Raw genomic sequence first — 8,418 nt, forward strand, 5'->3', positions numbered from 1 at the left:
GGTGCATGAGCGTTGTTGGCACCTTGAATGCCGTCGTCACTATGTTGACGTCAGGCAGCACGGTCTTCACGTCTTCAGCGTGGTGAGACGGGAGCTTGACAGGATCGGGCATTATTCCGTTCACAAGACCTTTTTTGTCCTCCTTTGGGTCTACAACCCTTCTTATCATCGTAGCCCTGACCTTCTTTATGCTGTACATGTCCTTGATGATTGAGAGAACCCTCGCCAGGCCCGTGGTGTTGCAGCTCACAACCCTTACAAAGTTCTTTCCCACAGCCTCATCGTAGTTCGCGAGGGCGCTGAATGACGCCTCTGCAACATGAGCTTTCTCTCCTCCCTGGAAAATCGCCTTGACGCCCTTTTTCTCGTAGAGGGGTTTGTTTTCCGCTCCAACCTTTCCGGGAGAGCAGTCCACAACAACGTCTGCTTTATCGAGCAGGTCCTCGATGGTGCCCTCAACCTTTATTCCAGCCTTTTCGAAAGTCTCCACTCTATCGGGAATTGCCGCGTAGAGCGAGTACTTTTCTGCCCCCATCCTCGCCTCAAAGTCGGGCTTTGTTTTCGTAACGCCGACGACTTCCATGTCGTTTTGCAGGCTTACGGCATCGGCCACCCTTTTCCCTATGGTTCCGTATCCGTTTATCGCAACCTTAACTCTCATCTTCCACCCTCCACAAGGATTTTGTGAGCTCTGAAGTCCATCAACACTATTCTACCCTCGACCTCGTCATACTCGCCAAGAAGACCCCACATTTTAATCTTTCCGTTTTCGACCTCTATCCTGACGACATCCTCCATTACCACTTCCTCTCTACCTTCTTTCCTGACAACAACTTTTGACTCACACATGTTTTTTGAGTGTGTTCGAGAATACTTAAAACCTCCTGAATTAACCTCCTGCTCTCTTGATCATGAGTCTCTTCCGTATTTCTTCACCTATTGCCTCGTCGTGAACGATTACCTCGTGAAGTGTTAACCCGAAGTGGGTTTTCCCACACTCCGAAACGAGTATGGCACCTCTCTCGGTGAAAAACGCGCTATCTCTTTCAGTAAATCTGACCTTCATACCCCTAAGGACCTCCCTTATGAGTCCCCTCAACTCGCTTTCAGGAAGTGCGGATACAATTCTCACAGCAGGCATCTCGCTATTCTCGCGCTGTACAGACACTCCGAGCAGGAAGGTTCATTGGCGTAACAGTCCATGTTGCGCTTCGCGTACCAGCAACCGGAAACGTGTGGACAGTCAGCACACCATGGAAAGCTCTCGGACATATTTTTTCTGATGCGGTCGAAGCTCTCCATGCTCTCAAACGCACTGTCCAGGTCGTGGACGTTCAGATCAGCAGTCGTGTACTCGCTCACACTCTTGTAGTGGTCGTTCACGACCTCCCCATGGGAATAGGCAAATGACATGCAGGATGATACCTTTCCATCAACTCTGACGAAAATCATGCCCTCGTAGGGGCACTCTCTGTTTTTCCAGTCGCCGAAGAAGCTCGCCTTTTCAAACCCAACACCGTATTCTCTAGCAATGTCCTCGCAGGCCTCGACTATCTCTTCTGTCATTAGGGCAGTTTCAATCCTGTCCTCGGATTCGAGGATGTACGGAATGTTCACAGAGTATCCGCTGCTGTAAATCTCCTCGAGAAGTTTTCTGTACTCCTCTGCATTTCTCCCTCCTCCCTTACTCCAGTCCTTTATGGCAGAAAGAATGAAGTCTCTGTCGAGACCCCTTACCAGGTCCACGCAGTATCTGCTCCCCTCGAAGTAGAGCGTCTTTTTGTAGAGCTCGCCATTTCCCGCAATCAGGTTGGTCAGCTGAACGTCGGCACCATTCTCCGCAGAAACTCTTACGAGGTCCTCGAGGATCCCTATGTTCTCCTTAGTTATAACGATCTGGGTCGTGGCCTTTTCGCCGGCCTTCCTGAGCTTTTCCTCTATCTTGCGGAACACCAGCCCCTTTCTGTGTCTTGCATCGAAGTCTATGGAGATGCCTATTCTGTCCAGAAGTTCGAGAGCCTCGTCAAAGTTCCAGTCTATCATGCCGTTCGTGCTGAGCATTGTACTGCCGTTCATCATTTCAATTATCTCTGTTATCTCAGGGTGGAGCAGAGGTTCCCCGTACCCGTAAAGTACCACCTCGTCCGCGTCTGAAATCTTTTCGACTATTTCCATGCTCACATGGTTCTGGAGCTCCTTTTTCCTGAAACAGTACTCGCAGCTCAGGTTGCAGGAAGTTGTTACCTCAAGCTGGACTTTCATAAAAATCAAAAAATAGGGGGATGTCACGCGAGTCCGAGTTCCTTGAGCTTTTCTTCTGTAGGAACTCCGTCGACCCAACCTCTCAGCCTGTAGTACTCTTCCTTCATCTTTTCGAACTCTTCCCTGCTGACGACCTGTCCCTTTGTTGGACCACCGGGCACGGGGTCTTCAAATAGTCTCCTTGGAAGGGTGTCGTCCTTGCCGTTAAATCCAAACTTGCTGATTATGAGTCTCTCGAGGTTGTAAATTCTTTCTCCGATGGTGAGGACGTCACTGGCATTCATGTCCCACCCGGTTACTGCAGAGAGAAGCTCGGCGTAGTCGTCAGCTCCAAGGGCGAAGGTCGTGAACAGGCAGTTGACCGTCGAGTTAACTGTTGAGGTGAAGTCCTGGAAAACCTTCACCCACTGGGCCTTCCCCTCGTATGTCAGCGGGTCTATCTTCTCGGGCAGCCCGAGAATTTCCGGACTTACCGTGTAGCCTGTGACGTGGCACCCGCCTCTGTTGGCTGTGGCGTAGTTGAGCCCTATGCCCTTGATACCTCTCGGGTCGTAGGCGGGCATTTCGAGACCCTTAACGCTCATGGAAACGTCGAGGTCGAACATCTCCGCCATCCTCTTTGAGCCGAGCGCGAGATACTTGCCAATCCCTATTCTGTATGAGGCCGTCCAGACGCCAGCCACAAGAGCGACAGGATTGCCGAAGGTGTATTCTATGCCCTGCGTGTCCTCGAGGGTTAGCTTGCCCTTTTCGTAAAGCTCCATTGCACATGCTATCGCAGATCCCATTGAAATCGTGTCGAGACCGAGCTCGTCACACAGGTGGTTGGCTTTGATGACCGCTTCGAGGTCTATGACTCCGGTGTCGTTCCCGAGGCTCCATATTGACTCGTACTCTGGACCTTCAGAGTTGAGCACATGCCACGGCCCCTTTTTCACGGATGTCGCCCTCGCACATGCTATCGAGCATCCCCAGCATGCGTGGTTCCTGTCCAGATACTTTTCGGCGAGGGTCTCACCGCTTATGTCGTTCGCCTTCTCGTGGTATGACTCCTGCCAGTTCCTGTATGGCAGAGCTCCGCTTTCGTTGATTATGTTGACGAGAACGGCGGTTCCGTATTTTGGCAGACCCTCTCCTGTAACGGGGTTCTGCTTAATCTTCTCGAGAGATTTTTTCGTCGCTTCCTTGAATTTGTCGGGCTTTGCTATCTCGGGTCTGAAGCTCCCTCCGACGACTATTGCCTTGAGCATCTTGCTCCCCATCACTGCCCCCACGCCTGTTCTTCCAGCCGCCCTGTGGTAGTCGTTCATTATTGCCGCATATGTTACGAGATTTTCTCCTGCAGGTCCTATGCATGCGACACTGACCTTTTTTCCGTATCTCCGTTCAAGGGTTGCAGTGGTGTCGAAGACGCTTCTCCCCCACAGGTCGTCTGCCCTTCTGAGTTCAGCGACTCCGTCAATGATCTCGAGGTACACCGGCTCGCTCGACGCCCCCTCTACCACAATCATGTCAAAGCCGGCAAATTTCAGGTAGGGTCCCCACTTGCCACCGCTGTTTGCGGAGGCTACGGAACCGGTTAGCGGACTTCTGAGGGCCATTACGTGGTATCTTCCAGCCTCCGGAAATCCGGCCACGCCTGTGGCAGGTCCTGTTCCGAAAATCAAAACGTTCTCATCACCGAGAGGGTCTATGTCTCTCGCAGAAAAGCCCTCCTTCTCATACTCCTTCAGATACTGCCAGAGAAGGTACACAGAATAGCCCTTACCTCCCAGAAACTTCCTGGCAACCTGCTCATCTACGTCAATCACGTCCAGGGACCCGCTCGACAGGTCCACCTTCAGTATGCTTCCCATAAAACCGTTTCCCATGATATCATCTCCTCTGGAATAATATTATTCATAAACCTATATATAGTTTGCCGCTAAAAAATTACCAACTGCGTACAGTTCAGTGCCTCCTGAGCCTGAGTTCGAAGACGGCCCCGGTGGGGGAGTTGTCGTAAACTTTTATTTCTCCTCCGAGCAGCTCTATTACCTTCTTGGCAATGAACAGGCCGAGACCGGTGCTACCAGATGTGCTGAACCCCTCCTCGAATATCTTATCCTTTATTTCGTCTGGAATTCCTCTGCCGTCGTCCTTTATTCTCACGACACCGAATCTTCCATCTGCGTAGGTCTCGACGGCTATCGTTACCCTCTCCTTACCGCTGTGGGTTACAGCGTTCCTCATGATGTTGTCAATGACCGACTTCAAGGACTCGTTTGCCTCAACGAACACGTCATTCAGCGAATACTGGATCTCCGCAAAGCACTCGTACGATTCGGCAACTTCCCTGACGTACTCCGCGAGGTTCACCCTGTACTTCTTCCCAATGGCCTCCTCAATTGCCTTGGACTCCTGGATGAGTGTCACAATCCTCTCAACCTTTTTCGATGCACTCTCTCTTATCTTGTCGTCGTTGAGTTCAAGTGCCGCTTCTATGACCGTTATGTCGTTGAGTACGTCGTGTCTGAGAATCTTGTTTATCAGGGCGAGGTACTCGTTCTTCTTTTTGAGCTCTTCCGTGAGCACGTGCTGGTCTGTCGTGTCTACGAGCACACTCGCAACCGCTGGCTCTCCCTTGTAGATTATCCTCGAGGGCCTCGCCGTTACCCAGAACACGTTACCGTCCCTGCTTATAACTCTCCACGAATACGTTTCCGGTCCCCTTTTGCCTTCAAGCCTCTCCCTGTACCTTTTTTCGACCATCTCCCTGTCTTCGGGGTGAACGAAATTCAGCGGATTGATCCTCTGAAGCTCGTCCCAAGAGTAGCCTACCAAGCTCTGAAGTGCCTTGTTGGCATAGGCGAACCGGTCTTCCTGAATTATGTACGCGGGATTTTGAGACTCATCGATCAGAACTCTGAACAGTTCGCTGTGCTCTTCAAGCTGGCTTTCAAGCTGTTTTCGCTTTGTCACATCTATCCAGTTGCCTATGGCGTACATCTGGTCGTCGCACTCAATGGGTGTAACGTAGCCCCACACCCACCTGACAGCACCGTCCTTGGTTGTGTACCTGCACTCGTATCTGACTATCTCTCCATCGAGAATTTTTCTGTGCAGGTTGTAAACCTTCTCGCGATCTTCCGAATACACGAAGTCGAAAACAGACATTCCAATGAGCTCTTCCTTGCTGTATTTGGTTACCCTTTCGACGATGTCATTTACGTAAATGATCCTGAAATTCTCGTCGTGAATGTATATTCCGGCGAGGGACTTGTCGGCCACAACTCTCCAGAACTCCCTGCCGAACCTGCTGCAGTTTATCATCTTCTTTAATTTTTCTCGCACACAGTTATAAAATTAACGAAAATAATGACGCTGGAGAATATTGCAAAAACTATTAATTTATCGCTTTCGAAGTTTCAGTGTGCGATGAACGTGATCGTAATCTCAAAAAGGCATCCTGAAACTATCGTGGATGCTGCGAGAGAATCCGGTGTAGGCAAGGTAATTTATTTTGAAGAGCTCAAGCCTGGCGGCGAAATCGAAAGCCTGCTGGACGGCTCGGTCGTCGTGGTTGATGAGCATGCAATTGCATCTCTGGGAGATGAGTTCTTCGAAAAACTCCAGTCAGTGGACTGTCCTGTCGTGCTCGTATGCGAGTCCGAATTGATGCTCGAGCGTGAACGTCGTTCAACACTGAGTGCAATAGTTCCAGCGGAAAAAGAGAGGATAGTTTCAGCCATACTCTCTGCAGCCTCCACCCTTTCTTCGAGCACTCAAAAGAGGTATGCTGGCCTGAATTCGGGCAATGTGGTCAGAGCACTGTTTGACTCGCGATCTGTGGGCGTTGTTTTTCTCGATGACCAGGAGATCACGGAGGTTAATGACAGGTTCCTCAGCATTGTCGGGAAGAGCAGAGAACAGGTTGTGGGTCGGAGGATACTGCATGTATTTTCTGAAGAGGACAGAGAGATTGTTGAGAACGTTCTTGCGACTGGTGGAGTGGTGGACGCGCTGAGGGTTGCGTCTCCCGGCGGCCAGAAAAACGTGATTCTTGAGGTTATAAATCTGGATGCGGGCGGAAGGAAAAGGCTGTGTCTCTTTGTCGACGTCACGGATCATCATCTCGAGCTTGAAATGGAGCGAAAGCTGAAAGAGGCGTACAAAACGGTTTACGAGCTGTCACCATACCCAATCGTCGTTCACGAGCAGGGGAGGATTCTTATGTACAACAGAAAGGCCAAGGAGTTCTTCAGACGCAGCGAGGATATGCTCGGAATGAACCTGACGGACTTCATGACTGACGAATCGAAGAACAGGTTTTTGAGGAAAATGGAATCACTGATGCTCGGGTTTGACACGTGTCCTCTTGAGGAGATCAGATTCGTTATTGGCGGTGATCTGAAGGAGACCATAGTGAACTGCAAGGCTATTGAGATCTCCGGCAGAAACCTTGTGATATCCGTGATAGTGGACCTGACCGAGGGTGTCAGGGTGGCGAGGCTGCTCAGAATAATAAACAAGATCAACACGAGCCTTGTTGAGGTGAGAAACAGAAAAATAGTACTTCAAATCGCACTTAAAGAGCTCGAGAGGGAGTACGACAGTGCGTTTGCCGTCATTATGCTTGACGGAAAGTTCGAGGTAATTCGTGCGGGCAGGATAGAGGTCACTGATAGCATAGAAAACGAGTGTGTCAGGAAAGCGATGGAGCTCCAGGAAGAGGTCCTCGTGAAGCAGGGAGAGCATCCGGACTACTGCGTTTACAGAGGAGTTCACGGTGAGCACGAGTCTGCAGTCTTCCCCCTCAAAATAGGTGACGACCTCTTTGGCTTTCTGACCATCCTCGCAAAACGCGTTTTCATGGACTCTGAAATCAAACTCCTCAGAACGCTCGTGGGCACGCTGGCGTACGTATATCACAGAAGCGAGCTGGAGGAGATAAGGGCGAGAACGATGGAGCAGCTCAGACACAACATAAGGGAGTTCTCCCACATTGTTGACAGGATAAAGAATCCTCTTGCGGTGATTTACGGGTACTGCGAGCTCGCAGACGAATTCACAGACGCCGAGCTTCTGGCCGTAAAGATCAAAGAGGAGGTCGAGAGAATAACCCGGCTAATCAAGCAGCTTGAGAGGGACTGGCAGACGAGTGAGGACCTGCTGGAACTGATCGAGAATATGAGGAAGTAACCCTTTTCTGAAGGATAACCGAAATTACTATAAAGTGAATTAAAATAGATGGACTCGGGTGGATGGGATATGCGGATACTCGTTGTTGACGACGACGTCACGATGAGAGAACTTCTCAGGCTGATGCTCAAGAATCACGAGGTTTACGAGGCTGACAGCGGTAAAAGGGCCATTGCGATATACGAGAGGTTCAGGCCGGATATCGTCCTGATGGACATTCTCATGCCTGGGATGAACGGGATTGAAGCCACGAAGGAAATCCTGAAGAGGGATCCAAATGCCGTGATCATAGGCGTTTCTGCTTTTGCCTCAAACAAGGGCAAGGACATAATCGCAGCCGGTGCAAGGGACGTTCTCGAAAAGCCGTTCACAAGGAAAAAACTCCTTGAGCTTGTTGAAAAATATGGAAAAGGTATCTGAACCAGAAAATATCAAGACTGCGCTACTGCTGCAGGTACGCAGTCGAAGTACTGGCATGATTTTTTACTGATTTTTGGGTTTAGGGTTATTTGATGTTGTGGTGTGTGTTGGACATTACATTTCTTAGCATACCTTCATTATCCCGACCGCAAGTATAATAAATCCGGCAGTACTGAAGGCAGATCGAAACCCCTCGTTCTGCGGGGGTTGCCGAGTCAGGAAAAGGCGCGGGATTGAGGGTCCCGTCCCGTAGGGGTCCGAGGGTTCAAATCCCTCCCCCCGCATGCAATTCTTTAGTTGAGCAGTTTGATAAATTCTCTAAATCTATCGACTTGAAAGACATTTCTGATGACGAAAAACACCGCTATAAGAAAGCCGTGAGAGAATTTCTTGAGACATGTTCTTACGATTTGGACGATAATGACATAATTATTTATATAAACGAAATAAAACAGCGGTTCAGTCCACGAACGGCCAGAAAACGGATAATATACATCCGCGCATTCTTAAAATTCATAAATCACCCGTTAGCCGAACATATTGAGCTCCCAAAGA

At 50.0% G+C, this 8,418-nt stretch carries 8 protein-coding genes and 1 tRNA gene; 3 read left to right on the plus strand and 6 right to left on the minus strand.

From position 1 onward, the window contains the following. The 6 genes from ACXJJC_RS06635 to ACXJJC_RS06660 all read right to left on the minus strand — a co-directional run. Positions 1 to 661, minus strand: a 661-nt coding sequence (locus ACXJJC_RS06635; RefSeq protein WP_456370377.1) for a type II glyceraldehyde-3-phosphate dehydrogenase, incomplete at its 3' end; no start/stop codon positions are given. Further along, positions 658 to 849 carry a CooT family nickel-binding protein gene (locus tag ACXJJC_RS06640; RefSeq protein ID WP_456370379.1) on the minus strand — a complete coding sequence of 64 codons (192 nt, stop codon included), beginning with the start codon at positions 847 to 849 and terminating at the stop codon, positions 658 to 660. The genes ACXJJC_RS06640 and ACXJJC_RS06635, both read right to left, overlap by 4 nt. A gap of 40 nt (positions 850 to 889) precedes the next feature. Further along, positions 890 to 1,132: a hypothetical protein gene (locus ACXJJC_RS06645; RefSeq protein WP_456370381.1), complete on the minus strand. Its 243-nt coding sequence runs from the start codon at positions 1,130 to 1,132 to the stop codon at positions 890 to 892. Next, entirely contained in the window at positions 1,129 to 2,262 is a 1,134-nt protein-coding gene (locus ACXJJC_RS06650) for a radical SAM protein (protein WP_456370382.1), read from the minus strand. Before ACXJJC_RS06650 ends, ACXJJC_RS06645 begins: the two co-directional genes overlap by 4 nt. A gap of 23 nt (positions 2,263 to 2,285) precedes the next feature. Continuing rightward, complete coding sequence (locus ACXJJC_RS06655) at positions 2,286 to 4,133, minus strand: aldehyde ferredoxin oxidoreductase family protein (RefSeq protein WP_456370383.1); 1,848 nt, start codon at positions 4,131 to 4,133, stop codon at positions 2,286 to 2,288. A gap of 79 nt (positions 4,134 to 4,212) precedes the next feature. Next, entirely contained in the window at positions 4,213 to 5,574 is a 1,362-nt protein-coding gene (locus tag ACXJJC_RS06660) for a PAS domain S-box protein (RefSeq protein WP_456370385.1), read from the minus strand. A 105-nt stretch (positions 5,575 to 5,679) separates the two neighbouring features. Between ACXJJC_RS06660 and ACXJJC_RS06665 the strand changes: the two genes are divergently transcribed. The 3 genes from ACXJJC_RS06665 to ACXJJC_RS06675 all read left to right on the plus strand — a co-directional run bounded on the left by ACXJJC_RS06665 (position 5,680) and on the right by ACXJJC_RS06675 (position 8,147). After that, positions 5,680 to 7,443 (plus strand): PAS domain S-box protein, encoded by a 1,764-nt coding sequence (locus ACXJJC_RS06665; protein ID WP_456370387.1) that lies wholly within the window; start codon positions 5,680 to 5,682, stop codon positions 7,441 to 7,443. 69 nt (positions 7,444 to 7,512) lie between these two features. Beyond that, positions 7,513 to 7,863, plus strand: coding sequence for a response regulator (locus ACXJJC_RS06670; protein ID WP_456370388.1), 351 nt, complete (start codon positions 7,513 to 7,515; stop codon positions 7,861 to 7,863). Positions 7,864 to 8,063: 200 nt separating this feature from the next. Continuing rightward, a tRNA-Leu gene (locus ACXJJC_RS06675) sits at positions 8,064 to 8,147 on the plus strand. Positions 8,148 to 8,418: the final 271 nt, after the last annotated feature.

It is taken from the genome of Geoglobus sp. (assembly GCF_054018175.1).

Coding starts and splice junctions, on each gene's coding strand:
- ACXJJC_RS06640 (WP_456370379.1), bottom strand. CDS start 849: ATGTGTGAGTCAAAAGTTGTTGTCAGGAAAGAAGGTAGAGAGGAAGTG.
- ACXJJC_RS06650 (WP_456370382.1), bottom strand. CDS start 2,262: ATGAAAGTCCAGCTTGAGGTAACAACTTCCTGCAACCTGAGCTGCGAG.
- ACXJJC_RS06655 (WP_456370383.1), bottom strand. CDS start 4,133: ATGGGAAACGGTTTTATGGGAAGCATACTGAAGGTGGACCTGTCGAGC.
- ACXJJC_RS06660 (WP_456370385.1), bottom strand. CDS start 5,574: ATGATAAACTGCAGCAGGTTCGGCAGGGAGTTCTGGAGAGTTGTGGCC.
- ACXJJC_RS06665 (WP_456370387.1), top strand. CDS start 5,680: ATGAACGTGATCGTAATCTCAAAAAGGCATCCTGAAACTATCGTGGAT.
- ACXJJC_RS06670 (WP_456370388.1), top strand. CDS start 7,513: ATGCGGATACTCGTTGTTGACGACGACGTCACGATGAGAGAACTTCTC.